33 protein-coding genes are annotated in these 24,495 nt (G+C 68.1%); all 33 read right to left on the minus strand.

Annotated elements, in window-relative coordinates:
• Window positions 1-2 precede the first annotated feature (2 nt).
• The 33 genes from rplR to DAI20_RS01935 all read right to left on the minus strand — a co-directional run bounded on the left by rplR (window position 3) and on the right by DAI20_RS01935 (window position 24,379).
• Window positions 3-374 (minus strand): 50S ribosomal protein L18, encoded by a 372-nt coding sequence (gene rplR / locus DAI20_RS01775; protein ID WP_108248862.1) that lies wholly within the window; start codon window positions 372-374, stop codon window positions 3-5.
• Window positions 374-910: a 50S ribosomal protein L6 gene (gene rplF, locus DAI20_RS01780; protein ID WP_108248863.1), complete on the minus strand. Its 537-nt coding sequence runs from the start codon at window positions 908-910 to the stop codon at window positions 374-376. Before rplF ends, rplR begins: the two co-directional genes overlap by 1 nt.
• A 6-nt stretch (window positions 911-916) precedes the next feature.
• Entirely contained in the window at window positions 917-1,315 is a 399-nt protein-coding gene (rpsH, locus tag DAI20_RS01785; protein WP_108248864.1) for a 30S ribosomal protein S8, read from the minus strand.
• A 132-nt stretch (window positions 1,316-1,447) separates the two neighbouring features.
• Window positions 1,448-2,041, minus strand: a complete 594-nt coding sequence (rplE, locus tag DAI20_RS01790) for a 50S ribosomal protein L5 (RefSeq protein ID WP_108248865.1) — start codon at window positions 2,039-2,041, stop codon at window positions 1,448-1,450.
• Entirely contained in the window at window positions 2,041-2,400 is a 360-nt protein-coding gene (gene rplX, locus DAI20_RS01795) for a 50S ribosomal protein L24 (RefSeq protein ID WP_108248866.1), read from the minus strand. The genes rplE and rplX overlap by 1 nt, the downstream gene beginning before the upstream one ends.
• A gap of 2 nt (window positions 2,401-2,402) precedes the next feature.
• On the minus strand, window positions 2,403-2,771 hold the full coding sequence (gene rplN / locus DAI20_RS01800) for a 50S ribosomal protein L14 (RefSeq protein WP_108248867.1): 369 nt from the start codon (window positions 2,769-2,771) through the stop codon (window positions 2,403-2,405).
• Between the two features lie 32 nt (window positions 2,772-2,803).
• Window positions 2,804-3,115 (minus strand): 30S ribosomal protein S17, encoded by a 312-nt coding sequence (rpsQ, locus tag DAI20_RS01805; RefSeq protein ID WP_108248868.1) that lies wholly within the window; start codon window positions 3,113-3,115, stop codon window positions 2,804-2,806.
• Window positions 3,115-3,480: a 50S ribosomal protein L29 gene (gene rpmC, locus DAI20_RS19035; RefSeq protein WP_108248869.1), complete on the minus strand. Its 366-nt coding sequence runs from the start codon at window positions 3,478-3,480 to the stop codon at window positions 3,115-3,117. The genes rpsQ and rpmC overlap by 1 nt, the downstream gene beginning before the upstream one ends.
• Window positions 3,480-3,899: a 50S ribosomal protein L16 gene (gene rplP / locus DAI20_RS01815; RefSeq protein ID WP_108248870.1), complete on the minus strand. Its 420-nt coding sequence runs from the start codon at window positions 3,897-3,899 to the stop codon at window positions 3,480-3,482. The genes rpmC and rplP overlap by 1 nt, the downstream gene beginning before the upstream one ends.
• Before the next feature lie 2 nt (window positions 3,900-3,901).
• On the minus strand, window positions 3,902-4,681 hold the full coding sequence (gene rpsC, locus DAI20_RS01820) for a 30S ribosomal protein S3 (RefSeq protein ID WP_108248871.1): 780 nt from the start codon (window positions 4,679-4,681) through the stop codon (window positions 3,902-3,904).
• On the minus strand, window positions 4,681-5,088 hold the full coding sequence (gene rplV / locus DAI20_RS01825; protein ID WP_108248872.1) for a 50S ribosomal protein L22: 408 nt from the start codon (window positions 5,086-5,088) through the stop codon (window positions 4,681-4,683). The genes rpsC and rplV overlap by 1 nt, the downstream gene beginning before the upstream one ends.
• A 26-nt stretch (window positions 5,089-5,114) precedes the next feature.
• Window positions 5,115-5,396: a 30S ribosomal protein S19 gene (gene rpsS / locus DAI20_RS01830; RefSeq protein ID WP_108248873.1), complete on the minus strand. Its 282-nt coding sequence runs from the start codon at window positions 5,394-5,396 to the stop codon at window positions 5,115-5,117.
• 12 nt (window positions 5,397-5,408) lie between these two features.
• Window positions 5,409-6,248, minus strand: coding sequence for a 50S ribosomal protein L2 (gene rplB, locus DAI20_RS01835; RefSeq protein ID WP_108248874.1), 840 nt, complete (start codon window positions 6,246-6,248; stop codon window positions 5,409-5,411).
• Window positions 6,249-6,279: 31 nt separating this feature from the next.
• Window positions 6,280-6,579: a 50S ribosomal protein L23 gene (gene rplW / locus DAI20_RS01840; protein ID WP_108248875.1), complete on the minus strand. Its 300-nt coding sequence runs from the start codon at window positions 6,577-6,579 to the stop codon at window positions 6,280-6,282.
• The gene (gene rplD / locus DAI20_RS01845) at window positions 6,576-7,235 is read right to left on the minus strand and encodes a 50S ribosomal protein L4 (protein WP_108248876.1); all 660 of its coding nucleotides are present in this window, start codon (window positions 7,233-7,235) and stop codon (window positions 6,576-6,578) included. Before rplD ends, rplW begins: the two co-directional genes overlap by 4 nt.
• 3 nt (window positions 7,236-7,238) lie before the next feature.
• Window positions 7,239-7,892, minus strand: a complete 654-nt coding sequence (gene rplC, locus DAI20_RS01850) for a 50S ribosomal protein L3 (protein WP_108248877.1) — start codon at window positions 7,890-7,892, stop codon at window positions 7,239-7,241.
• 7 nt (window positions 7,893-7,899) lie between these two features.
• A complete protein-coding gene (gene rpsJ, locus DAI20_RS01855; protein ID WP_055992136.1) occupies window positions 7,900-8,208 on the minus strand; it encodes a 30S ribosomal protein S10 in 309 nt (102 codons plus the stop codon).
• Window positions 8,209-8,763: 555 nt separating this feature from the next.
• Window positions 8,764-9,744, minus strand: coding sequence for a DNA topoisomerase IB (locus DAI20_RS01860; protein ID WP_108248878.1), 981 nt, complete (start codon window positions 9,742-9,744; stop codon window positions 8,764-8,766).
• A gap of 10 nt (window positions 9,745-9,754) precedes the next feature.
• A complete protein-coding gene (locus tag DAI20_RS01865; protein WP_108248879.1) occupies window positions 9,755-10,510 on the minus strand; it encodes a YoaK family protein in 756 nt (251 codons plus the stop codon).
• Window positions 10,511-10,722: 212 nt separating this feature from the next.
• The gene (locus DAI20_RS01870) at window positions 10,723-10,923 is read right to left on the minus strand and encodes a YbdD/YjiX family protein (protein WP_108248880.1); all 201 of its coding nucleotides are present in this window, start codon (window positions 10,921-10,923) and stop codon (window positions 10,723-10,725) included.
• 1 nt (window position 10,924) lies between these two features.
• Window positions 10,925-13,207, minus strand: coding sequence for a carbon starvation CstA family protein (locus DAI20_RS01875; protein WP_108249676.1), 2,283 nt, complete (start codon window positions 13,205-13,207; stop codon window positions 10,925-10,927).
• Between the two features lie 145 nt (window positions 13,208-13,352).
• On the minus strand, window positions 13,353-13,565 hold the full coding sequence (locus DAI20_RS01880) for an antitoxin (protein WP_108248881.1): 213 nt from the start codon (window positions 13,563-13,565) through the stop codon (window positions 13,353-13,355).
• Window positions 13,566-13,747: 182 nt separating this feature from the next.
• Entirely contained in the window at window positions 13,748-14,941 is a 1,194-nt protein-coding gene (tuf, locus tag DAI20_RS01885) for an elongation factor Tu (RefSeq protein WP_108248882.1), read from the minus strand.
• Between the two features lie 124 nt (window positions 14,942-15,065).
• A complete protein-coding gene (gene fusA / locus DAI20_RS01890) occupies window positions 15,066-17,180 on the minus strand; it encodes an elongation factor G (RefSeq protein ID WP_108248883.1) in 2,115 nt (704 codons plus the stop codon).
• A 75-nt stretch (window positions 17,181-17,255) separates the two neighbouring features.
• Entirely contained in the window at window positions 17,256-17,726 is a 471-nt protein-coding gene (gene rpsG / locus DAI20_RS01895) for a 30S ribosomal protein S7 (protein ID WP_108248884.1), read from the minus strand.
• A complete protein-coding gene (gene rpsL / locus DAI20_RS01900; protein WP_108248885.1) occupies window positions 17,726-18,100 on the minus strand; it encodes a 30S ribosomal protein S12 in 375 nt (124 codons plus the stop codon). The genes rpsG and rpsL overlap by 1 nt, the downstream gene beginning before the upstream one ends.
• A gap of 396 nt (window positions 18,101-18,496) precedes the next feature.
• Window positions 18,497-19,945 carry a hypothetical protein gene (locus DAI20_RS01905; RefSeq protein WP_108248886.1) on the minus strand — a complete coding sequence of 483 codons (1,449 nt, stop codon included), beginning with the start codon at window positions 19,943-19,945 and terminating at the stop codon, window positions 18,497-18,499.
• 75 nt (window positions 19,946-20,020) lie between these two features.
• A complete protein-coding gene (locus DAI20_RS01910; RefSeq protein ID WP_108248887.1) occupies window positions 20,021-20,812 on the minus strand; it encodes an amino acid ABC transporter ATP-binding protein in 792 nt (263 codons plus the stop codon).
• The gene (locus tag DAI20_RS01915) at window positions 20,799-21,464 is read right to left on the minus strand and encodes an amino acid ABC transporter permease (protein ID WP_108248888.1); all 666 of its coding nucleotides are present in this window, start codon (window positions 21,462-21,464) and stop codon (window positions 20,799-20,801) included. Before DAI20_RS01915 ends, DAI20_RS01910 begins: the two co-directional genes overlap by 14 nt.
• A 2-nt stretch (window positions 21,465-21,466) precedes the next feature.
• Window positions 21,467-22,303, minus strand: a complete 837-nt coding sequence (locus DAI20_RS01920; protein WP_108248889.1) for an amino acid ABC transporter substrate-binding protein — start codon at window positions 22,301-22,303, stop codon at window positions 21,467-21,469.
• Window positions 22,304-22,406: 103 nt separating this feature from the next.
• Entirely contained in the window at window positions 22,407-22,877 is a 471-nt protein-coding gene (locus DAI20_RS01925; protein WP_108248890.1) for a hypothetical protein, read from the minus strand.
• A 78-nt stretch (window positions 22,878-22,955) separates the two neighbouring features.
• On the minus strand, window positions 22,956-23,366 hold the full coding sequence (locus tag DAI20_RS01930) for a CBU_0592 family membrane protein (protein ID WP_108248891.1): 411 nt from the start codon (window positions 23,364-23,366) through the stop codon (window positions 22,956-22,958).
• A gap of 179 nt (window positions 23,367-23,545) precedes the next feature.
• Window positions 23,546-24,379, minus strand: a complete 834-nt coding sequence (locus DAI20_RS01935; RefSeq protein WP_108248892.1) for a prepilin peptidase — start codon at window positions 24,377-24,379, stop codon at window positions 23,546-23,548.
• Between the last annotated feature and the right edge of the window lie 116 nt (window positions 24,380-24,495).

Consider the following 24,495-nt stretch of genomic DNA (forward strand, 5'->3'; position numbering starts at 1 on the left):
GCTCACAGCTTCAATCCGCCCTCTCGAGCTCCCTCGGCGATAGCCGCGACGCGTCCTGCGTAACGGTTACCACCACGGTCAAATACGACGGCCTCGATACCGGCCTGCTTGGCGCGCTCGGCGACCAGCTCACCCACACGGTGGGCCTTGGCGGTCTTGTCACCGTCGAACGTGCGCATGTCGGCCTCGAGGGTCGACGCGGACGCAACGGTGTGGCCCTTGCTGTCGTCGACGACCTGCACGAAGACGTGGCGGGCCGAACGGGTGACAACGAGACGGGGACGCTCGGCGCTGCCGACGACCTTCTTGCGAAGACGCAGGTGCCTGCGGCCGCGGGCGGCGGACTTGCTCTTGCCTCTAACTCCGAGAGCCATTACTTACCACTCTTTCCGGCCTTGCGGCGAACGATCTCGCCTGCGTAGCGCACACCCTTGCCCTTGTAGGGCTCGGGCTTACGAATCTTGCGAATGTTTGCGGCGACCTCACCGACGGCCTGCTTGTCGATGCCGGAGACCGTCATGCGATTGTTGCCTTCGACGGTGAACGAGATGCCGGCCGGCGGCTCGACCACGACGGGGTGGGAGAAGCCGAGCGCGAACTCGACGGCCGTGCCGCGAGCGGTCACGCGGTAACCGGTTCCGACGACCTCGAGGCCCTTGGAGTAGCCCTGGGTGACGCCGAGGACCTGGTTCGCGATGAGCGTGCGGGTGAGACCGTGCAGCGAACGCGACTCGCGCTCGTCGTTCGGGCGGGTGACCACGACCTGGTTCTCCGCGATCTCGACCGTGATGGGCTCCTTGACGGTGAGCGAGAGCTCGCCCTTCGGGCCCTTGACGGTGACGTCAGAGCCGTTCACCGTGATGTCGACACCGGCGGGGATGTCGATGGGAAGTCTTCCAATACGTGACATGACGAGTTACCACACGTAGGCGAGGACTTCCCCACCCACGCCCTTCTTCGCAGCCTGCCGGTCGGTCAGCAGACCGGAGGAGGTGGACAGGATCGCGACGCCGAGGCCGCCGAGGACGCTGGGGATCTCGGTCGACTTCGCGTAGACGCGGAGGCCGGGCTTGGACACCCGCTTGATTCCGGAGATCGAGCGCTCACGGTTGGGGCCGTACTTGAGGTTCATCGTCAGGGTGGTTCCGACGCGCGCGTCGTCGACCTTCCAGTCCGAGATGTAACCCTCGGCCTTAAGGATCTCTGCGATGTTGGTCTTGAGCTTGCTGTTCGGCAGCGACACGGAGTCGTGGAACGCCGAGTTAGCGTTGCGCAGTCTGGTCAGCATGTCTGCGACCGGATCTGTCATCGTCATGATGGGTCTTGCCTTTCTGGCCTGGTTTCGTCATCCGTTACACGAATGCCGACCTGTGGTCGTCATGGTGCCCGGCCGAATTGCCGGGCACCTCAGGGTGGTGCTTGGTGGTGCTGGTGAAGCGGGGTGGAACTAGTTGCCGGCCGTCTCGGACTGGAACGGGAAGCCGAGCTGACGAAGCAGCGCGCGACCCTCCTCGTCCGTCTTGGCGGTGGTCACGACCGTGATGTCCATACCGCGGACGCGGTCGATGCGGTCCTGGTCGATCTCGTGGAACATCGACTGCTCCGTGAGGCCGAACGTGTAGTTGCCGCTGCCGTCGAACTGCTTCGGGCTGAGTCCGCGGAAGTCGCGGATACGGGGCAGTGAGAGCGAGAGCAGGCGGTCCAGGAACTCCCACATGCGGTCGCCGCGCAGCGTGACGTGCGCGCCGATCGGCTGACCCTCGCGCAGCTTGAACTGAGCGATGGACTTGCGGGCCTTGGTGACCTGGGGCTTCTGGCCGGTGATCTTGGTGAGGTCGGCGACCGCACCCTCGATGATCTTGCCGTCGCGGGCAGCCTCGCCGACGCCCATGTTCACGACGATCTTTACCAGGTTCGGCACCTGGTGGACGTTCGTGAAGCCGAGGTCAGCCTTCAGCTTGTCCGAGATCTCGGACTTGTACTTCCGCTTCAGGCGCGGCTGCACCTTGACAGCCGACGCGGCAGTAGTGGTGTCAGTCATTACAGGTCCTTACCTGACTTCTTGGCGTAGCGCACGCGGATGGTCTTGCGCTTGCCGTCCTTCTCGATCGTCTCCGTGCGGAAACCGACGCGGGTCGGCTTCTTCGACTCGGGGTCGACCAGGGCCACGTTGGAGACGTGGACGGGGGCCTCGTGCGTCTCGATGCCACCGGTCTTGCTGCCGCGCTGCGTCTGTCCGACGCGCACGTGCTTGGTGACGAAGTTGACGCCCTCGACGACGACGCGGTTCTTCTCGACCAGGACATCGATCACGCGCCCCTGCTTGCCGCGGTCTCCGCCGCGGGCCTGGGTGCGACCGCTGATGACCTGGACGAGGTCACCCTTCTTGATGTTTGCCATGACTAGATAACCTCCGGCGCCAGCGAGATGATCTTCATGAACTTCTTGTCGCGGAGCTCGCGACCGACCGGCCCGAAGATGCGGGTGCCGCGGGGCTCCCCGTCATTCTTCAAGATCACCGCGGCGTTCTCGTCGAACTTGATGTAGGAGCCGTCGTCGCGACGGGTCTCCTTCTTGGTGCGAACGATGACCGCCTTGACGACGTCACCCTTCTTGACGTTGCCGCCCGGGATCGCGTCCTTCACCGTGGCGACGATGACGTCACCGAGACCGGCGTAACGACGGCCGGAGCCACCGAGAACGCGGATGGTGAGGATCTCCTTGGCACCGGTGTTGTCGGCGATCTTCAGGCGGGATTCCTGCTGAATCACTGTCTATTCCTCCTTCAAGCAAGCCCGGGGGCTTACTTGGCCTTCTCTAGGATCTCGACGAGCCGCCAGCGCTTGGAGGCGCTGAGCGGACGGGTCTCGCTGATCAGGACGAGGTCGCCGACGCCGGCGGTGTTCGCCTCGTCGTGCGCCTTGACCTTGGAGGTGCGGCGGATGACCTTGCCGTACAGCGGGTGCTTCACGCGGTCCTCGACCTCTACGACGATGGTCTTCTCCATCTTGTCGCTGGTCACGTAGCCACGACGGGTCTTGCGGTAACCGCGAGCGCCCGCCTCCTTGACGTCGTGAACGGCCGACTCGTGGCCGGCGTTTTCTACCTGTGCCATTACTTGCTCTCCTCGGCGGTCTCGGCGGTCGGCGCCTCAGCGGTCGCGGCCGGGGCCACGGCCTCCGTGCTCACCTGCTCCGAGTCCTTGGCCTTCTTGGACTTCTTCTTCGGGGCCTCGGCCGGAGCCTCGACCGGAGCGGGGGTCGCCCGGATGCCGAGCTCGCGCTCGCGGATGACCGTGTAGAGACGGGCGATGTCGCGCTTCACGGAGCGGATGCGCCCGTGGCCCTCGAGCTGACCGGTGGCGGACTGGAAGCGCAGGTTGAACAGCTCCTCCTTGGCCTTCTTCAGCTCTTCGACGAGTCGCTCGTCCTCAAAAGTGTCGAGCTCGGTGGGAGCGAGCTCCTTGGATCCGATCGCCATTACGCGTCGCCCTCCTCGCGCTTGATGATGCGTGCCTTGAGCGGCAGCTTGTGAATGGCCCGGGTGAGGGCTTCGCGGGCGATCGTCTCGTCGACGCCGCTGAGCTCGAAGAGCACGCGACCCGGCTTGACGTTCGCGACCCACCACTCGGGTGAACCCTTACCGGAACCCATGCGGGTCTCGGCGGGCTTCTTGGTGAGCGGGCGGTCGGGGTAGATGTTGATCCACACCTTTCCACCACGCTTGATGTGACGCGTCATGGCGATACGAGCGGACTCGATCTGACGGTTGGTGACGTACGCCGGCGTGAGCGCCTGGATGCCGTACTCACCGAAGCTGACCTCGGTGCCTCCGGTCGCCTGGCCGCTGCGGCCCGGGTGGTGCTGCTTGCGGTGCTTGACTCTGCGTGGGATCAACATGGTTACGCCTCAACTCCTGCGGCAGCCGCGGGAGCGGCCTCGGTGCGCGGCCCACGGTCGCGACGCGAGCGGTCGCCATCGCGGCCGTCACGGCGCTCGGGGCGCGATGACTTCTGGTTGGCCTGCTCGCGAGCAAGCTCCTTGTTGGTGATGTCGCCCTTGTAGATCCACACCTTCACGCCGATGCGGCCGAAGGTGGTGCGGGCCTCGTAGAAGCCGTAGTCGATGTTCGCGCGCAGCGTGTGCAGCGGAACCCGACCCTCGCGGTAGAACTCGGAGCGGCTCATCTCGGCGCCGCCGAGACGGCCGGACACCTGGATGCGGACACCCTTGGCGCCGGCGCGCTGCGCGCCCTGGAGGCCCTTGCGCATCGCACGGCGGAACGCCACGCGGGCGCTCAGCTGCTCGGCGATGCCCTGGGCCACGAGCTGGGCCTCGGCCTCGGGGTTCTTGACCTCGAGGATGTTCAGCTGGATCTGCTTGCCGGTGAGCTTCTCGAGGTCGGCGCGGATGCGCTCGGCCTCGGCGCCACGGCGACCGATCACGATGCCCGGACGGGCGGTGTGGATGTCGACGCGGACGCGGTCACGGGTGCGCTCGATTTCGATGCGCGCAACGCCGGCGCGGTCGAGCGAGGTCTTCAGCATGCTGCGGATCTTCACGTCCTCGGCGACGAAGTCGCTGTAACGCTGACCCTTTTTGGTGCTGTCCGAGAACCAGCGCGACACGTGGTCGGTCGTGATACCGAGACGGAAACCGTACGGGTTTACTTTCTGGCCCATTAGTTGGTCCTCGCCTTCTTCTTGCCTGCACCGCGGGCGGGAGCCTCGGCGGCGTCCTCCGGGGTGGCAAGCACGATCGTGATGTGGCTCGTGCGCTTCAGGATCTGGAACGCGCGGCCCTGGGCACGGGGCTGGAAACGCTTGAGCGTCGTGCCCTCGTCCACGAACGCGCGGGTGACGACGAGGTCCTGCTCGTCGAGGTAGCTGTTCGAGGCGTCCGCCTTCACCCGGGCGTTGGCCATGGCCGACGCGACGAGCTTGTAGACGGGCTCGCTCGCGCCCTGCGGCGCGAACTTCAGGATCGCGAGCGCCTCGAGCGCCTGCTTGCCGCGGATCATGTCAACGACGCGCCGGGCCTTCATGGGGGTGACGCGGATGTGTCGCACGCGTGCGATCGACTCCACCATTTCTCTCCTCCTCATTCGTCACCGCGTTAGCGGCGACGACCCTTCTTGTCGTCCTTCACGTGTCCACGGAAGGTGCGCGTCGGCGCAAACTCGCCGAGCTTGTGACCGACCATGGTCTCGGTGACGAACACCGGGATGTGCTTGCGACCGTCGTGCACGGCGATGGTGTGACCCAGCATCGCGGGAACGATCATCGAGCGGCGCGACCAGGTCTTGATCACGTTCTTGTTCTTGGCCTCGTTCGCCGTTACCACCTTGCGGAGCAGGTGGTCGTCAACGAAGGGGCCCTTCTTGAGACTGCGTGGCATCTTCTACAACTCCTACTTGCGCTTCTTGCCGGCGGTGCGGCGACGAACGATGAGCTTGTCGCTTTCCTTGTTGGGGTGGCGGGTGCGGCCTTCCTTCTGGCCCCACGGGCTGACCGGGTGGCGTCCACCGGAGGTCTTGCCCTCACCACCACCGTGCGGGTGGTCGACGGGGTTCATGGCGACACCACGCACGGTCGGGCGGACGCCCTTCCAGCGCTTGCGGCCGGCCTTGCCCCAGTTGATGTTCGACTGCTCGGAGTTACCGACCTCGCCGATCGTCGCGCGGCAGCGGGCGTCGACGTTCCGGACCTCGCCGGAGGGCAGACGCAGCTGGGCGTAGGGGCCGTCCTTCGCCACGAGGCGGACGGAGGCTCCGGCGGAGCGGGCCATCTTGGCACCGCCGCCCGGCTTCAGCTCGATCGCGTGGATGACGGTACCGGTGGGGATGTTGCGCAGCGGCAGGTTGTTGCCGGGCTTGATGTCGGCGCCGGGGCCCGACTCGACGGTGTCGCCCTGACGGAGACGGTCCGGAGCGATGATGTACCGCTTGGTGCCGTCGACGAAGTGCAGCAGCGCGATGCGGGCCGTGCGGTTGGGGTCGTACTCGATGTGAGCGACCTTGGCGTCGACGCCGTCCTTGTCGTTGCGACGGAAGTCGATGACGCGGTACTGGCGCTTGTGGCCACCACCGATGTGGCGGGTGGTGATGCGGCCCTGGTTGTTGCGTCCACCGGTCTTGGAGAGCGGACGGAGCAGCGACTTCTCGGGCGTTGAGCGGGTGATCTCCGCGAAGTCCGCGACGGACGAGCCGCGGCGGCCCGGCGTCGTGGGCTTGTAGTTACGAATAGCCATGTGTGTGAAAGTCCTCTTGTCCCGGGGTCGCTTAGCCGACTGCCGTGAAGATGTCGATGGATCCGGACTTCAGCGTGACGATGGCACGCTTGGTGTCCTTGCGCTTGCCGATGCCGAAGCGGGTGCGGCGCGTCTTGCCCTTCTTGTTGAGGGTGTTGATCGACGCGACCTGCACGTTGAAGATCTTCTCGATGGCGAGCTTGATCTCGGTCTTGTTCGAGCGGGGGTCCACCTCGAAGGTGTACTTGCCCGCGTCGATCAGGCCGTAGCTCTTCTCGGAGACGACCGGCGCGATGATGACGTCGCGGGGGTCCTTGTTCACGGCGCTCATGCGCTGACCTCTTCCTTGCTGCGCGTCTTGCTGCCGACGAACGCGTCGAACGCGGCGCGGGTGAAGACGATGTCGTCGCTCACGAGGACGTCGTACGCGTTGAGCTGGTCGTACGAGATCACGTGCACGGTCGGGATGTTGCGGACGCTCAGGTGGCTGGCGTCGTCGTCGCGCTCGAGCACGATGAGGATGTGCTTCGAGATGGCGATGTTCGTCAGCAGCGCGAGGGCGGCCTTCGTCGACGGCGTCTCACCGGCGAACAGGCTCTCCACCACGTGGACGCGTCCACCGCGGGCGCGGTCGGACAGCGATCCGAGGAGCGCGGCGGCGATCATCTTCTTGGGGGTGCGCTGCGAGTAGTTGCGCGGCGTCGGTCCGTGGACGATGCCACCACCGGTCATCTGGGGGGCGCGGATCGAGCCCTGGCGGGCGCGACCGGTTCCCTTCTGCTTGAACGGCTTGCGGCCGGCACCGGACACCTCGCCGCGGTTCTTGGTCTTGTGCGTACCCTGGCGCGCCGCGGCGAGCTGGGCGACGACGACCTGGTGGATCAGCGGGATGTTGGTCTGGACGTCGAAGATCTCCGCGGGGAGCTCGACCGAACCGGCCTTCTCACCCGAGGCGTTCAGGACGTCGATCTGGGTTGCGGTAGCCATGAACTACTTCCCCTTCACTGCGTTGCGGACGAATACGATGCGGCCGCGAGCGCCGGGGACGGCACCCTTGACCAGCAGGAGGCCGTTCTCGGCATCCACGGAGTGCACGGCGAGGTTCAGCACGGTGACGCGCTCGCCACCCATGCGACCGGCCATGCGCATGCCCTTGAACACGCGGCTGGGCGTCGAGGACGCGCCGATGGAGCCGGGCTTGCGGTGGTTGCGGTGCGAACCGTGCGACGCCGAGACACCCTTGAAGTTGTGACGCTTCATGACACCGGCGAAGCCCTTGCCCTTGCTGGTGCCGACGACGTCGACCTTGGTGCCGGCCTCGAACACGTCGACGCCGATCTCCTGGCCGAGCGTGTACTCACCGGCGTTGGCGGTGCGCACCTCGGTGAGGTGACGGCGGGGCGTGACGCCCGCCTTGTCGAAGTGACCGGTCGCGGGCTTGTTGGCCTTGCGGGGGTCGATCTGGCCGTAGGCGATCTGGATCGCGGAGTAGCCGTCGACCTCGGGCGTACGCACCTGGGTGACGACGTTCGGCGTGATCTGCACGACGGTGACCGGGATGAGCTTGTTGTTCTCGTCCCACACCTGGGTCATGCCAAGCTTCGTGCCCAGCAGACCGTTGAAAGTCTTGGTAGCGGTAGACATGGTTCCCTTAGAGCTTGATCTCGATGTTGACGTCGGCCGGAAGGTCGAGTCGCATGAGCGAGTCGACGGCCTTCGGCGTCGGGTCGACGATGTCGATCAGACGCTTGTGGGTACGCATCTCGAAGTGCTCGCGGCTGTCCTTGTACTTGTGGGGAGAACGGATGACGACCACCACGTTCTTCTCCGTCGGCAGCGGCACGGGGCCGACGACCTGAGCACCCGCGCGGGTGACCGTGTCGACGATCTTGCGTGCCGAGGTGTCGATGACCTCGTGGTCGTATGACTTAAGTCGGATGCGGATCTTCTGTCCCGCCATGTTGCGACTCTCTCTCTTTCAAGCGTCTTGCGGCTGCCGCCGTATTGGACGCGTTTAGTAGCACGACTTCTGTTGCACCACTGTTCTTCTGTCAAGCATTGCTTCTGTCGAAGCCGGGCCGGCCCGCACGAGCATCCGCCCGCCGCGCGCCTCCCCCGAGCTCCCTGTCCGGCGCGGGGCCGGACCGTAGGACATGGTTCACCCATGTCTACTGGGGGTGTCGGATTAAGCTGTGTCCTGCTGCCCGCGGCCTAGACTGCGAGTCGAATCGCGTCTATGCACTGCCTGGCAGTGATCCGGCCGCAGCGGGCGATACGCGCGCACGCGCACTCCACCCCGGGCCGAAATGTTGAACTAGACGAGTTTGCCACATCCACGGGCTACGTGCAACCCGGGCGTGTCGCGCCCCCTGCCCCGGAATTCCGGGGCTCTCGAGTACTCCAACCGGCGTCGACGGGGGCCTATTCCGGATGCTCCTCGAAGGATTTCCGGAGGACTTTTCCGAGGCCTCCGCGAGGCCCGCGGATACCGGAACCGCGCCCCTCCGGGCGGGTCTCAGGCGGCGTCGGCCGCGTAGAGCAGGGAGCGCAGCTCGGACTCCGCCGAGCCCAGCCGCTTCGGGTCGATGGTGCGGCCGTGCACGTACTCGTCGACGACGCGGGGGTCGACGTAGCTCGTCTTCGCGATCGTGGGCGTGTTCCCGAGCACCTCGGCGGCGTCCCGCATCGCCTGGGCGAGGGCCCGCGTGCGCCCGGACTTCGTGGCCTCCGGCCCGTGCTTGGCGAGGCTGATGGCAGCGGCGATCGTGCCGTGCAGCGTGCGGAAGTCCTTCGCGGTGAACTCGCCGCCGGTGCGCTCGCGTACGTAGCCGTTCACGTCCGAGGCGTCGATGGTGCGCCAGCGCTTGCCGTCGCGGTAGGCGAGCAGGCGGGCGTTCGCACCGCGGCGCTTCAGGCTGCGCACGACGGTGGCCAGGTCGGGGTCGGTGATCTCCGACTCCCACTCCTGGCCGCTCTTCGCCGGGAAGTTGAGCCGCACGGTGTTGCCGCTGACCTTCGCGTGCGAGCAGAGCAGGGTGGTCAGGCCGTGGCTGCCGTTGGCCTCCGCGTAGCGCTCTGAGCCGACCCGGAGCGAGCCCGTGTCCAGCATCCGGAACGCCGTGGCCAGGGCGCGCTGCTTGCTCGGCTCCGGGTCGCGCAGGTCCATGGTCACGAAGCGGCGGGCGGAGGGCAGTGACTCCGCGAGCTTCAGCGCGCGGTCGAACTTGATGCGGTCCTTCTGCTCCCGCCAGGTCGGGTGGTAGATGTACTGCCGCCTGCCGGCCGCGTCGATGCCGGTGGCCTGGATGTGGCCGTTCGCGTACGGGGAGATCCAGACGTCGGTCCACGCCGGCGGGATGGCGAGCTTCTCGATCCGCTCCCGCATCTCGGCGTCGGCGACGGACCCGCCCTTGGGGTCACGGTAGCTGAAGCCCGTGCCGGACCGCACCCGCTTGTACCCCGGACGCGTCGAGTCGCTGCGCCGAAGTCGAACCATGGGTCGAAGGCTACGCGGACGCTCCGACCGATGCGACGCCGTCGGCGCTCCGGCGCTTCGCGTTGCGCTCAGCACGCCTCGCCAGGGCGAGCAGGAACACCGCGACGAGCATGATCACGGCGGCCGCCAGCAGCGCCACCGGGCCGACCGCGAAGCGGATGAGGAGGGCCCCGATGACAGCGCCGAGCCCCATCGCGACGACCGCGCCCAGGCGGCGCCACGCCCGATCCCCCGTGCCGCCGGCGAGGTGGGAGTCGGCGGCCAGGTTCGCCAGCGTGCTCGTGACCACGATCGTCGTCACGTCGGCGACGCCCGCGGACCGCACGGCGATGGCCTGCGCGCCCATCACGATGGCGAGGAGGGCCGTGACCACGAGCAGGGCCGGCTCGGGGAGGTCCCCGATCCCCCACCAGACCAGGGCGAGCACGGTCGACAGCACGGCGACGAGAACCAGCATCACGAGGTTCGCCGTGGGAAGCCGGCTCTCGTGCGAGTGGCCCCGGACGACGCGGGAGCAGAGCACGGCGCCGAGCACGAAGGCGAGGAGGGCGATCGTGTTGTTCAGCAGCGGGATGTCCGCGACGCCGACGAGGCCGAAGCCGATGAACAGCACGTTGCCGGTCATGTTGCCGGTGAACACCCGGTCGAGGGCGAGGTAGCTGACCGCGTCGATGACGCCGGTCGAGACGGTGAGCAGCAGGAGCGACACGAGGTACCTGCGGTCGATGGCAGCGGGCTGCAGGGGCGCGCTTCTCCTGGTGTTCATCGCCGACAACGCTAGCAGCGCACCTGGACGCGTCCTCCCCTGCGGCCCATCTCGCGCCGCCCGTGCGTCCCCTGCGCTCCCCGCGGCGTGCGGCCCTGCGCCTGCCCAGGCAGGAGGATCCTGCCCAGCTTTAAGCTGCGCACGAAGCCGCTGCCTGGGCAGGGGTGCATCCGCCAGGGGTGCATTCGGCGGCAGGAACGGCGCGTGCCGGGTCAGCAGCAGCGCGTGCCGGGCGAGGCCTCCTGCTCGGCGTAGTGCTGCCGCCAGAACTCGCGCTCCGTCGGCACGGGCGCGCCGGGGTGGGCCGCCTGCAGGTGGCGCACGTACCGCTCGTACTTGGCGTCGCCCATCACCTCGCGCACGTACCAGCGCACGGCGCGTGCCGAGCGGGCGAGCATCGCGGTCGCGGTCATCTCAGTGCCCGCTCCCGTGCCGGTTCCCGTGGGCGCCGCCGATCGCCGAGGGGGCACCGGGCGTCGCGGCCCACTGCGCCTCGAGCTCGCGCTCCCGCTTGGAGGCGACGAGGCTCCGCGGTGCGAAGATGCGGCTCGGCACCGCCTCCTCCTCGTTGTCGCTCGCCGATCCCGAGCGGATCGACCTGATGCTCACGACCACCGCCGTCGCGATGACGATGATCACGAGCCCCGCGAACAGGATGGACAGCGTGCCCTGGATGGCGGTGTTGCGCACGACCGCCTCCATCGCGGTCACCGTCGTGGCCGCGCCGAGCGAGGTCTCCCCCGCCGCGAGCGCCTGGCTGTAGGTCGCGTTCTGCGCCCAGTAGCCGAGGGCGGGCACCGGGGAGAAGATCTTCTGCGCGGACGCGGTGAGCGTCACGACGGCGTCGATCGCCAGCGGGACGCCGGGGATCCATGCCCAGCGCGCGAGGCCCTTCTTGCACAGGATGGCGACGCACACGGAGAGCGCGACGGCGGCGAGCAGCTGGTTCGCGATGCCGAAGAGCGGGAACAACGTGTTGATGCCGCCCAGCGGGTCCGTGACGCCCATGAGCAGCACGCCGCCCCAGGCCGCCACGACGATGATCGAGGCGATCCACGCGCCGGGACGCCAGGACGGGTTGCGGAAGCGCCTGTCGACGTTGCCGAGCGTGTCGCTCAGCATGAAGCGCGCCACGCGGGTGCCCGCGTCGACGGTGGTCAGGATGAACAGCGCCTCGAACATGATCGCGAAGTGGTACCAGAACGCCTTGAGGCCGGACCCCGCCCAGATCTGGTCGAGGATGTTCGCCATGCCGACGGCCAGCGTCGGCGCTCCTCCGGTGCGGGACACGAGGCTCTCCTCGCCGACGTCCGCCGCGGCCTGGTTCAGCGCGTCCGCGGTCACCCCGTCCCCGCCGGTCGCGCCGAGGCTCGTGACGTACTGCGCCGCGGTCTCGGCCGTGCCGCCGGTGAGGGCCGCGGAGGCGTTCATGGCGAAGTAGAGGCTCTTATCGAGGGTGATGGCCGCGACGAGCGCCATCACGGCCACGAACGACTCCATGAGCATGCCGCCGTAGCCGATGATGCGGGTCTGCGACTCCTTCTGGATGAGCTTGGGCGTCGTGCCGGAGGAGATGAGCGCGTGGAACCCGCTCAGCGCCCCGCAGGCGATGGTGATGAAGAGGAACGGGAACAGCGCGCCGGCGAACACCGGCCCCTGTCCCGTGAACGCGAACTCGGTGAAGGCGGGCATCTGCACGACGGGCTGCACGATGACGATGCCGACCGCGAGCAGGAGGATGGTGCCGATCTTCATGAAGGTCGAGAGGTAGTCGCGCGGCGCGAGCAGCAGCCAGACCGGGAGCACGGAGGCGAGGAAGCCGTAGGCGATGAGGGCCCACGCGATGGTCACCTTGTCGAGCGTGAAGGCCGCGGCGCCCCACTCGGTCTCGGACACCCAGCCGCCCGCGACGATCGCGAGGATGAGCAGCACCATGCCGATGAGGGAGACCTCGGTGACCTTGCCCGGGCGCAGGAAGCGCAGGTAGACGCCCATGAACAGGGCGATCGGGATCGTCAGGGCGATGGAGAAGATGCCCCAGGGGCTCTCGGCCAGGGCGTTGACCACGATGAGGGCGAGCACCGCGATGATGATCACCATGATGACCATGGTCGCCACGAGGGCGGCCGTGCCGCCGATGACGCCGAGCTCCTCGCGCGCCATCTGACCGAGCGACCGGCCTCCGCGGCGCATGCTGAAGAACAGCACGAGGTAGTCCTGCACCGCGCCGGCGATCACGACGCCCACGACGATCCACAGCGTGCCGGGGAGGTAGCCCATCTGCGCGGCAAGCACGGGGCCCACGAGCGGGCCGGCGCCGGCGATGGCGGCGAAGTGGTGGCCGAAGAGGACGCGACGGTCGGTGGGCTCGAAGTCCTTGCCGTTGTTCTGCACCTCGGCCGGCGTCGCCCGCCGGTCGTCGGGCCGCACCACGGTGCGCTCGATGAACTTCGAGTAGAAGCGGTAGGCGATCAGGTAGGTGCAGACGGCGGCGACCACGAACCAGAGCGCGTTCACCTCGTCGCCGCGCACCAGCCCGATGATGCTCCAGCCGATGCCGCCGAGCACGGCGACCGCGACCCACAGCGCGATCTTGAGCGGCGTCCAGCGCCCGCGCTCGCGGAGCCCGACGGGCGGCAGGGCGGGGTCGGTGCGCAGCTCGACGGCGCCGCCGCGCTCGGGCTGGGGGTCGCCCAGGACAAGGGTGTTTCTCGAGGTCACCGTCAGTCTCCTTTGGCTGTCGCGACGTGCGATCTCATCCTAGGCGGCGCCCCCGCTGCACCGAGAACGCGCCCCCGCCCGTGTCGGGCGGGGGCGCGTGCGTCTGCGCGAGGAGGATCCGTTACTGGTTGCCCAGCTTCCGGTCCGCGGCGTCGCGCGCCTTCTCGATCTTGTCCGAGTGCTTGCCGCCCGTCGCCTTGTCCACAGCGCCGGCGAGGCCGCCGAGCACGCGGTCGCTCACGCCCTCCGCCTTCTCGCTCTTCAGGGCGTCCTGCACCTTCGGGTCGTTCAGGAGCCGCTGGGCCTTCTTGCCCAGGTCACCGATGCCTGCCATGCCGTCCTCCTCGGGTTGTTCGGTCGCCTCAAGGCTAACGGGCGTCCCACCGGGGTTGCTGGGCGGTGCGAGGGCGCCGGTCGACGCGCTCGAAGCGTTCGGCGGTTAACGGCAAACAGGGTCGGACCTCAAAAGGTCCGACCCTGTTCGCGTGTCTAGCAGGTACCCTGCGTCGACCAGAACTACTTGGTGATCTTGGTCACCGTTCCGGCGCCGACGGTGCGGCCACCCTCACGGATGGCGAAGCCGAGGCCCTCCTCCATGGCGATCGGCTGGATCAGCTCGACCGACATGTCGGTGGTGTCGCCGGGCATGACCATCTCGGTGCCCTCGGGCAGCGTGATGACGCCGGTGACGTCCGTAGTGCGGAAGTAGAACTGCGGGCGGTAGTTCGCGTAGAACGGGTTGTGACGGCCACCCTCATCCTTGGACAGGATGTAGGCGGTGCCCTCGAACCCGGTGTGCGGCGTGACCGAACCCGGCTTCACGACGACCTGGCCGCGCTCCACGTCCTCGCGCTTGGTGCCGCGGAGGAGCAGACCACAGTTCTCGCCGGCCCAGGCCTCGTCGAGCTGCTTGTGGAACATCTCGATACCGGTGACGGTGGTCTTCTGCGTCGGGCGGATGCCGACGATCTCGACCTCGGAGTTGATGGCCAGCGTGCCGCGCTCGGCGCGACCCGTGACGACCGTTCCACGACCGGTGATGGTGAAGACGTCCTCGACGGGCATGAGGAACGGCTTGTCCTTGTCACGCACGGGGTCGGGGATGGAGCTGTCGACGGCCTCCATGAGCTCGAGGATGGACTTGGTCCACTTCTCGTCGCCCTCGAGGGCCTTGAGGCCGGAGACGCGCACGACGGGAGCGTTGTCGCCGTCGAAGCCCTGGCTGGCGAGCAGCTCGCGGACCTCGAGCTCGACGAGCTCCAGGATCTCCTCGTCGTCGACCATGTCGGCCTTGTTCAGGGCGACGAGCAGGTAGGGCACGCCGACCTGCTTGGCGAGCAGCACGTGCTCGCGGGTCTGAGCCATCGGGCCGTCGGTGGCGGCCACGACCAGGATCGCGCCGTCCATCTGAGCGGCACCCGTGATCATGTTCTTGATGTAGTCGGCGTGGCCCGGGGCGTCAACGTGAGCGTAGTGACGCGTGGGGGTCTCGTACTCGACGTGCGAGATGTTGATCGTGATACCGCGCTGGCGCTCCTCGGGAGCGGAGTCGATCGACGCGAAGTCGCGCTGAACGTTGGTCGCGGACGGGTACGTGTCGGCCAGAACCTTGGAAATCGCCGCCGTGAGGGTGGTCTTTCCGTGGTCAACGTGACCGATCGTTCCGATGTTTACGTGCGGCTTGGTCCGCTCGAACTTGGCCTTCGCCACTGTGGGTCCTCCTCAGGACTCTGGTGCGGGGCATCCGGCGTGCATGCCGGATGCCCTGCGAATTGGAGTGTGTACATATGTTACCCGGGCCGGAAGGCGCCGAGTAATCGGGCGGGTGGTTGTGCTACTCGCCCTTGTTCTTCTGGATGATCTCCTCGGCAACAGCCTTCGGGACCTCCGCATAGCTCGCGAAGGACATCGAGTACACGGCGCGGCCGGAGGTACGAGACCTCAGGTCACCCACGTAGCCGAACATCTCCGAAAGCGGGACGTTCGCGGTGATCACCTTGACACCGCTGGCGTCCTCCATGGACTGGATCTGACCACGACGCGAGTTGAGGTCACCGATGACGTCGCCCATGTATTCCTCAGGGGTGCGCACCTCGACGGCCATCAACGGCTCGAGCAGAACCGGCTTCGCCTTGCGAGCGGCCTCCTTGAAGGCCATCGATCCGGCGATCTTGAATGCCATCTCCGAGGAGTCGACATCGTGCGATGCGCCGTCGAGCAGGGTCGCCTTGACGCCCACCATGGGGTAACCCGCGAGAACGCCGACCTGCAGGGCGTCCTGGATGCCCGCGTCGACCGACGGGATGTACTCCCGCGGAACGCGACCACCGGTCACCTTGTTGTCGAACTCGTAGGTCGTCTCGGCCGTGATCTCCAGCGGCTCGATCTTGATCTGGATCTTCGCGAACTGACCAGAACCACCGGTCTGCTTCTTGTGCGTGAAGTCGTGCTTCTCGACGGTGCCGCGGATGGTCTCGCGGTAGGCCACCTGGGGCTTGCCCACGTTGGCCTCGACGTTGAACTCGCGCTTCATGCGGTCGACCAGGATGTCGAGGTGGAGCTCGCCCATTCCCTTGATGACCGTCTGACCGGTCTCCTGGTTCTGCTCCGTGCGGAAGGTCGGGTCCTCCTCGGCCAGCTTCTGGATGGCCGTGCCGAGCTTCTCCTGGTCGGCCTTCGTCTTCGGCTCGATGGCGACCTCGATGACGGGCTCGGGGAACGTCATGGACTCGAGCACGATCTGGTTGTTCGGGTCGCACAGCGTGTCGCCGGTCGTCGTGTCCTTGAGGCCGATCACCGCGTAGATGTGGCCGGCCGTGACCGAGTCCACCGGGTTCTCCTTGTTGGAGTGCATCTGGAAGATCTTGCCGATGCGCTCCTTCTTGCCCTTGGTGGAGTTGATGACCTGCGAGCCGCTCTCGATGGTGCCGGAGTAGACGCGCACGTAGGTGAGGCGACCGAAGAACGGGTGCACCGCGACCTTGAACGCCAGGGCCGAGAACGGCTCCGTCGCGTCGGGCTTGCGGATGATGATCTTCTCCTCGTCGCGCACGTCGTGGCCCTCCATGGGCGGCACGTCGAGCGGGCTGGGGAGGTAGTCGATCACGGCGTCGAGCATCGGCTGCACGCCGCGGTTCTTGAACGCGGAGCCGCAGAGCACGGGGTAGAGCTCGCTGTTGACCGTCATCTTGCGGATGGCGCCCTTGATCTCGGCGACCGTGAGCTCCTCGCCGCTGAAGTACTTCTCGAGCAGCACGTCGTCGGACTCGGCGACGGTCTCGAGCAGCTTCGCGCGGTACTCCTCGGCACGCTCCTGGAGATCCGCGGGGATCTCCTCGATCGCGTACTTGGCGCCCATCTCCACGTCACCCTTGGCGTCTCCGCGCCAGGTGAGCGCGCGCATCTCGACCAGGTCGACGACGCCCTCGAAGGAGCTCTCCGAACCGATCGGCAGCTGGAGGACCAGCGGCTTCGCGCCGAGGCGGTTGATGATGGTGTCGACCGTGAAGTAGAAGTCGGCGCCGAGCTTGTCCATCTTGTTGACGAAGCAGATGCGCGGGACGTCGTACTTGTCGGCCTGGCGCCACACCGTCTCGGACTGGGGCTCGACGCCCTCCTTGCCGTCGAACACGGCGACGGCACCGTCGAGCACGCGGAGCGAGCGCTCCACCTCGACCGTGAAGTCGACGTGACCCGGGGTGTCGATGATGTTGATCTGGTTCTTGTTCCAGAAGCACGTCGTCGCGGCGGACGTGATCGTGATGCCGCGCTCCTGCTCCTGAGCCATCCAGTCCATCGTGGCGGCCCCGTCGTGGACCTCACCGATCTTGTGAGTGATACCCGTGTAGAACAGGATGCGCTCGGTTGTGGTGGTCTTGCCGGCATCGATGTGAGCCATGATGCCGATGTTGCGGACCTTGTTCAGGTCGGTGAGCACGTCCTGTGCCACGGATGTTCCTCCGAAAGGTAGTTGAGGGGATGACAGGCTTCGAGGCCCGCCCTTGTGAGGCGGACCCCGAACGCGCTACCAGCGGTAGTGCGCGAACGCCTTGTTCGACTCCGCCATCTTGTGAGTGTCCTCGCGACGCTTCACCGCGGCACCGAGGCCGTTGGAGGCGTCGAGAATCTCGTTGGTGAGTCGCTCGGTCATGGTCTTCTCGCGGCGCGACTTGGCGTAGGTGGTGAGCCAGCGAAGCGCGAGCGTGTTGGCGCGGTGAGGCTTGACCTCGATCGGCACCTGGTAGGTGGAACCACCGACGCGGCGCGAGCGCACCTCGAGGGCGGGGCGGACGTTGTCGAGCGCCTTCTTCAGCGTGACGACGGCGTCCTGGCCGTTCTTCGCCGCGACACCCTCGAGGGCGTCGTACACGATCTTCTCGGCGAGGCCCTTCTTGCCGTCCAGCAGGATCTTGTTGACCAGCTGGCTGACGATGGGGGCGCCGTAGACCGGATCGGCGACGACGGGACGCTTAGGAGCGGGACCCTTGCGAGGCATTACTTCTTGTCCATTCTCGCGCCGTAACGGCTGCGGGCCTGCTTGCGGTTCTTCACGGCCTGGGTGTCCAGAGCGCCGCGGACGATCTTGTAGCGAACGCCGGGGAGGTCCTTCACACGACCGCCGCGGACGAGCACCATCGAGTGCTCCTGCAGGTTGTGGCCCTCACCGGGGATGTAGGCCGTGACCTCCTGGCCGTTGCTCAGCTTGACGCGAGCGACCTTGCGCAGGGCCGAGTTCGGCTTCTTCGGGGTGGTGGTGTACACACGCGTGCAGACGCCGCGCTGCTGGGGGTTGGCCTTCAGGGCGGGCGCCTTGGTCTTGACGACCTTGGGGCTGCGTCCCTTTCGGACCAACTGCTGAATGGTTGGCACTGATTGACTCCTTGAAAGCTGCACGGTGACAGCGGTGTGATGGTTAGCATTCGATGCACTCTCGGTCGAGACCGCATCGAGTTCATCTGGACCCACCTCAAGCCATCCGGAGCGATCCGAGGTGTCGTGGGGGTGAGTATGCCGTGGGGGCTCAGCCGACTGGCCGAACCCTGGAGTGTGTGAGGTGTCAGTTGCGTGAGCCGCGGTCCGGACGGGTGGAAATCCCGTAGGCACGGTTCAAGCGCACGACAAGGCGCACACCCGTACGAGAATAGTTCACCCACTGCCCCCGGTCAAATGTCCGCGGGCGTTCGGGCGCCGTCTCCCCTACGCCGTGAGCGATCAGAGGCGTGCGATGGGAGGCCATGGTGGGAGGCGGGGCCTCCCGTGTGGCCGTCAGGCGTTCGGACCGAAGCCGGGGGTCTCGGCAAGCTCGCGCTCGTACTCCTTGCGCGCCTCCGCGTTGCGGGCCCGCACCTTGCGTGCTCGTGCGCTGATCGCCGCGCCCGCCCAGATCACGAGCTCGCGGGCCAGTAGACCGGCGAGGATCCCGTCGGGGAACGTGCTCGAGCGCTCGATCACGTCGACCGCCTGGCTGGGCGTGAGCTCGAAGATGTTCTGCTGCATTACCCGCGCGAGCAGGTAGGCGCCGTACACGACGATGGCCACCGGGATGCCGCCCAGCACGAAGCCCCACCAGTTCGCCCGGTGGATGAGGACCACGAGCAGGGCGAACGCCACGAAGAAGACGACGACCGGGAGCCAGAACATCGGGGTCGCGAGGTAGGTCAGCAGGGGCGCGCCGAACGCGTCGGGGTTGTTGACCGACAGCAGCAGGCCGACCCCGAGGGCGTAGAGCACCGCGAAGACCAGCGTCGAGGCGAGGACCATGCCCACGCCGAAGCCACGGTTGCCCTTCTTCTTCGGCGGCACCGGTGCCTGGAGGTAGACGGGCTGGGAGGACTCGGACGCGGCGTAGGCCGGAGCCGCGGGCTGCTGCGCTCCCGCGGCGGTGCCCGCGGAACCCGCGCCCACGGCGTCGGCCGCGCCCGCCGCGGCGACCGCGGCACCGACGCCGGAGGGCCCGTCGTGGCGGTCGTCTCGACGGTCGTCCGGGCGGTCGAACCGGGCGGTGTCGGCCGAGACGGGAACGGCGGCCCCCTCGCGCGACCCGTCAGCGGTGTCGGTGTCCGAAGCGTCGGTGTCCGAGGTGTCGCTGGTGTCGCTCGAGTACGACCCGGGGATGTAGGGCCCCTCGGCCTCGGCGAGCTCGTCAAGGCTGTCGCGCTGCGGAGTCGCGGCGACGGCAGCACCGGTGCTGTGGCCGTCGTGACCGCGCTCGTCCGTTTCGTGGGCGTCGCGGGGAACCTCGGCGGCGGCCAGGTCGGACGACGTCACGACGTCGTCGTCGGCCGGCCACGCGGGCTCCGCCGTCGGCAGCGGCCAGTTCGCCGGGGTCGCCACCGGCTGGTGGGCGTCGTCGCCCTCCACGCCGTCGAGCTCGTGCCCGCGGACGTCGTCGTCGCTGCGGAACCCGTCGTCCGTGAATCCGTCGTCCTCGGTCCGCCGCGGGGACACGGGCACGGCGGGGGCGGCGGCGACGTGCTCGTCGTCGCGCAGGAAGTCCGGCTGCTCGTCGGCGCGCTGGTCGCCGTCGTGGCGGAACGCGGGGTCGGCGGTGTCGTCACGCAGGAATTCCGGCTCCGTGCCCTCGGCGCCTCCGCTGCGCGGGAACTGCTCCGTGTCGAACCGATCGGTGTCGCGTGTGTCGGGGTTCACCGGAACGGCGGTGTGCGGGGCGGTCTCGTTCCGGGGGTCGCCGGCGTTGCGGCTGTCGTCGGTCATGTTCGTCACCCTAGCAACGGTGGCACTGCGCCCCTCGACAACAGGCCGGGCACGACGCGACCCGCCGCGGGAGTCCTAGAACGGGTTGAGCAGGCGGTGCAGGAACTGCCGGGTCCGCTCGTGCTGAGGCCGCTTCAGCACCTGGGAGGGGTGGCCGTGCTCCACGACGACGCCGTCGGCCATGAACACGACCTCGTCCGCGACCTGCCGCGCGAACTCGAGCTCGTGCGTGACGATCACCATGGTCCAGTCCTCCTCCGCCAGCTCCTTGATGACGGACAGCACGTCGCCCACGAGCTCGGGGTCGAGCGCCGAGGTCGGCTCGTCGAAGAGCAGGAGCTGCGGGCGCAGGGCGAGCGCGCGCACGATGCCGACGCGCTGCTGCTGGCCGCCGGACAGCTCGAACGGGTAGGCGTCACGCTTCTCGCGCAGGCCGACCCGCTCGAGCAGCTGCTCGGCGTCGGCGATCGCCTCCGCGCGCGGCCTCCTCTGCACCTGCACGGGCCCCTCGATCACGTTCTCGAGCACCGTCATGTGCGGGAAGAGGTTGTAGTGCTGGAACACCATGGCGGAGCGGTCGCGCAGCGCCGCGCGCTCGCGCTTGCCCACGGGCTTCGAGAAGTCGATCCGCAGTTCACCGGCGACGTCGACGGAACCGCCGTCAGGCACCTCGAGCCCGTTCAGGCAGCGGAGCACCGTCGTCTTGCCCGACCCGCTCGGGCCGATCAGCGCGACGACCGTGCCGCGCCGCACCGTGAGGTCGATCGACTTCAGCACCTCGGTGTCGCCGAAGCTCTTGTGCAGGTTGCGCAGCGTGAGCACGGCATCTGCCGTCCCCGCGGCCGGGCGGGGCTCAGTGGGCGACATAGCGGTCCAATCGTTGCTCGATGCGGCCCTGCGCCGTCGACAGCACGAGGCAGATGATCCAGTAGACCGCGGCCGCCTCCAGGTAGAGCAGCATGAACTCCTGGCTGAACGCGGCCACCTCCTGCGCCACGCGGAACAGCTCCGTCACGGTGATGAGCGACGCGAGCGACGTGTCCTTCACCAGGCTGATGAAGGTGTTGGACAGCGGTGGAACGCTGACCCGCGCGGCCTGGGGCAGGATGATGCGCCGCAGCGTCGTCGCGGACGACATCCCGACGGTGTAGCCCGCCTCCCACTGCCCCCTCGGCACGGACAGGATGGCCGCGCGGATCACCTCGGCCGCGTAGCCGCCGACGTTGAGCGAGAACGCGATCACCGCGCACGGCCAGGCCGGCAGCACGACGCCGATGGAGGGCAGCCCGTAGAAGATCACGAACAGCTGCACCAGCAGCGGCGTGCCGCGGATTACCGAGATGTAGAACCGGGCGATCGCCGAGACGACCCGCACCTTCGACAGCCGCATGAGCGCGATGCCGAGGGCGATGGTCAGGCCGAGGATGAAGGAGACGACGGCGAGCGGGATCGTCCCGGTGATGCCGCCCAGCACGATCGGGCCGAGCGAGCTCCAGAACAGGTCCCCGTTGCTCTCCATCGTTACTGGGAGACGTCCTCGCCGAAGTACTTCTCGGAGATCGAGGCGATGGTGCCGTCCTCACGCAGCGTGGCGAGCGCGCCGTTCACGGCCTCGAGCAGCTCGGTGCTGCCCTTGCGGAGCGCGAAGGCGTTCTCGGACGGGTCATCCGTCTCGGCCGCGATCTTCAGGCCGGACGGGCCCTGCTGCTTCTGGTAGTCGAGCAGGGTGAGCGAGTCGTTGATGGTCGCGTCCACGCGGCCCTGCTGCAGCAGCTGCACGGCCTGGGCGAAGCCCTCGACGGCCTCGACCTTCGCGCCGTTCTGCTCGGCGAGCTCGTACCAGTTGCTGGTGAGCGACTGCGCGGTGGTCTTGCCTGCCAGGTCCTCGAACGAGGCGATGTCCGTCGTGTCCTCGGTCACGATCAGCACGCCGGGCGAGACCGTGTACGGCTCGGACATCTCGTACTTCTCGAGGCGGGTGGGGTTGATCGAGATCTGGTTCGCGATCATGTCGAAGCGGCCGGCCTCGAGTCCCGCGAAGATGCCGTCGAACTGGGTCTCCTCGAACTCGGCCTCGACGCCGAGCTCAGCCGCGACGGCCTCGGCGATCTCCACGTCGTAACCGATCAGGTCGCCGTTGCCGCCCTCGTGGAAGCTGAACGGAGAGTAGGTGCCCTCGGTGCCGATGGTGAGGACGCCCGCGTCCTGAATCTCCTGCAGAGTCGTGCCCGCGGCGGCGGCGGGGGTCTCCTCCGCGTCCGTGGAGTCGCTGCCGCTCGACGAGCATGCGGTCAGGGAGAGGGCGGCCGCGGCGAGGAGGGCGGAACCGCGGAGACCGAGGGAGAGTGCGCGAGTCATGTGGTCCTTCAGGGAGGGGAACGGGAAATGGGCCGGGCGAAGCCTCGACGCCTTCCAGTCAAGCCCCGAATGGCCGCCGATTATTCCTCGGAACGCCCGTGATTCACCAGAGCGTCTGCTGATTCGGGTCGGGACGGTCGACCGCCATGCCGACCTCGACCTCCAGTTCGAGCAGCCGATTGCTCACGAAGCGATCGACCGCACGCGCGATGGCGCGGTCCTGTCCGGCGAGGTCCTTCCACAGCGCGAGGTCGACGGCGACGATGATGTCGTCCTCCCGCTCGCCGTAGTCCACGAAGCCGGGGACGCCGAAGGGGCTGCCGGCGAAGCGCGGGCGGTAGAGGTTGTCGTGCAGTTGGAGCCGCGCCGAGCAGAGCGCCTCCTCCCTCGCCTGACCGAGATGCACGAGCAGCGGGTGCACGGCGGCGTGCGGAGCGGCGGCGGGGATCGCGGGGTGAGCGGCGAACGGGGACTCGAGGCACAGCCTGCATTCGTCCCGCTCCGGGGGCACGTTCGTCTCGACGACGCTGGCGAGCGAGAACTCCGCCCACACCCGGATGACGTCCTGAAGCATGCCCGTCCTCGGTCGGCCCCGTCCGCGCCGGCCGACGCGGACGCTGCCACCCTACTGCGGTCGCCCCGGAATCCCGGGCTAAACCGCCGTCGCGGTCGCCCCGGCGCCCACGATGCCGATCGGGGTCGTGTGCGCCATCGGCTGCGACGCGGCCGGATGCAGCGAGGAGGCGAGCACCTGGACCGGGCCGGTGAGGAACGGCACGACGTTCGACGGCGCCGCGTCGGGCACGAGCGTGAGCACGGGGCCGCGGCGCCGACGCGACATGCGGACGAGCGTGATCGCCGCGATGAGCGCCCACACCGTGTTGACGATGGTGGACGGAAGGGCGCCGTGCGAGGCGACGTTCACCGAGACGGCCGCGCCGCCGACGAGGTTGAACAGCTGGTACAGGCGGCCGTTGCCGATGCGCCCGGAGGAGAACAGGCCGAAGCCGACCAGCGTGACGATGGAGCCGAACCATCCGGCAGCCTCAATGACGACGCCCATTTCTCCTCTTCGGTGCTCGCCGCGCGGGCGCGCGACAGGACACGGGAGTTCCCGTGTCTGTGGTGTGGGGGTGTGGCGCGAAGCGCGCCGAGGATCATCATATGGCTCCGGGGGTATGCGCAGAACGCCCCCGTGCGGGGGGCTCGAGGGTCGGCGTTTCCCCCGACGGGAGCGGGGTTCTAGGCGAACCCGACGAGCGCGAGGTACCGGTCCCAGAGCACGGTGCCGAACAGCGCCCCGACCCACGCTCCGGCGAGCATCCACGGCCCGAACGGGATGCCGGACTTGCGCCCGACCCGGCCGGTCGCGAGCAGCACGAGGGAGAAGACGCCGCCGAGGACGAACGCGGCGACGGCGCCGAGGACGAGCGGCCCCCAGCCGAGCCAGCCGAGGAAGAGGCCGAGGACGCCGGCGAGTTTCACGTCTCCGAACCCCATTCCCGAGGGGTAGGCCAGCGCGAGGGCGAGGTAGAAGACGAACAGGATCGCCGCACCGGCGAGAGCGCGGACGAGCGCGCCCCAGTCCCCCGAGCCCGCGCTGGCGGCCGCGAGCAGAGCGAGCGAGACCGAGTACGCGGGCAGCACGATGCGGTTCGGCAGCGTGCGGGTGTCCGCATCGATGACGGCGAGGGCCACCGAGATGGCCGCGAGGTAGAGGAAGGCGGGCACGGCCCAGGGCAGGCCGGTCCCGCCGCCCGATGCGCCGCCAATCCCGCCGCCCCCCATCACGGCCGCGACCAGCACGAACAGCGCGGCCGTGGCGAGCTCGATGGCCGGGTAACGGCGCGGGATGGCGGCGCCGCAGTGCCGGCAGCGACCGCGGAGCAGCAGCCAGGAGTGCACGGGCACCGCGTCCCGGGCCAGGATCCGGCGGCCGCACGCGGGGCAGGCGCCGGGCAGGCCGCCGAGCGGCTCCCCGCGTGGCACTCTGTGCACGACGATCGTGAGGAACGAGCCGACGGCGAGGCCGAGGAGGCCGACGAGCACGAGCGCGGCGACGTCGAGAGCCGTCATGCCGCCCCCCTCCCCCGCGGACCCGGACGCCACACCGGCCGGCGGCGTCCGAGATCCCATTCTGGCCGGTCCGCGCGGTGTACCGGTCCCGGGCAACGAGAAAGGGCCCCGCCGAA

This window comes from Planctomonas deserti (assembly GCF_003067705.1).
Taxonomy (GTDB): Bacteria; Actinomycetota; Actinomycetes; order Actinomycetales; family Microbacteriaceae; genus Planctomonas; species Planctomonas deserti.